Annotated in this window: 1 protein-coding gene; it reads left to right on the forward strand. The window is 39.5% G+C overall.

Annotation, left to right across the window (positions count from 1 at the left end; genetic code table 11):
- Positions 1 to 101: 101 nt before the first annotated feature.
- Positions 102 to 1,088 (forward strand): IS30 family transposase, encoded by a 987-nt coding sequence (locus FC43_RS00480; protein ID WP_056953299.1) that lies wholly within the window; start codon positions 102 to 104, stop codon positions 1,086 to 1,088.
- The last annotated feature ends 9 nt before the right edge of the window (positions 1,089 to 1,097 follow it).

Raw genomic sequence — 1,097 nt, forward strand, 5'->3', positions numbered from 1 at the left:
TTGAGAGTTTACAATTCAAGTGCAACACAATTTAAAAAAATAACCCATAACGGGGTAGAATTAGTTTAACGACCAAGTCAAATAATTCGAGGTAACCCGTTATGAGCTATATCCATCTTACTATAAAAGAACGAGAAATGCTTATGTGTTTGAAAGCCAACGGACTTTCTATCCGCGCAATTGCGCTTCGCTTGGGGCGCTGCCCCAGTACTATTTCTCGAGAATTGAAACGTTGTTCTGGAAACTATTCAGCCAATGACGCTGAACGTGACTACCGCGAGAAACGACAAAACTGCCATAAACCCCTGCTATTAGATCTTCATCCTCAATTATGCCAAAAAATTGCTCATTATATTTTGAAACTACATTGGTCTCCTGAACAAATCGCTTCGCGATTTAAAAAAGAAGGCCAATGGTGTGTGAGTTATAACACTATCTATCGTCACATATATAAGCATAATTTAAGTCAGCGATACTCATCACGTGGTGACACCGGTGTGCAAAGACATTTAAGACATAAACATCGCACACGTCATCCTAAAAACATGAGAAAACATCGCGAACCACAAACTAACTATCTTTCCATTCATGATCGTCCTGAGTTCATTAATAATCGTCAACGCATTGGTGATTGGGAGATTGATACCGTGATGGGAAAAACCGGACATGCGGTTCTTTTAACAGTAGTCGATCGTTTAAGTCGGTTGACTTTGATTAAAAAGATAGCACATAAGGAAGCTGACGATGTTAACCAAGGATTAATCGATCTTCTAGGCTCCATTCCAAAAGAATTTGTACACTCTCTAACACCAGATCACGGTCGGGAGTTTCTTAGCTTGGACGAAATCCAAGAACGCTTAGGCGTAACTATTTATTGGCCAGATCCATACTCACCAGAACAACGAGGCACCAATGAAAATACGAATGGTCTGATTAGGGAATACTTCCCCAAGAGAACTGATATTGATAATTACACAGAAGAGGACGTCGAATTTTGTCAGGATCAACTAAATCGACGTCCAAGAAAAATATTAAACTATGAAACTCCATCTGAGGTATTTTTTGAAGAACCGTTGCACTTAGTTTGACAATTCGTC

The sequence above is a fragment of the Limosilactobacillus ingluviei DSM 15946 genome (genome assembly GCF_001435775.1).
Taxonomy (GTDB): domain Bacteria; phylum Bacillota; class Bacilli; order Lactobacillales; family Lactobacillaceae; genus Limosilactobacillus; species Limosilactobacillus ingluviei.

What these genes read in the sequence shown, in the direction of transcription:
- FC43_RS00480 (WP_056953299.1), top strand. Translation starts at nt 102, where the DNA reads ATGAGCTATATCCATCTTACTATAAAAGAACGAGAAATGCTTATGTGT.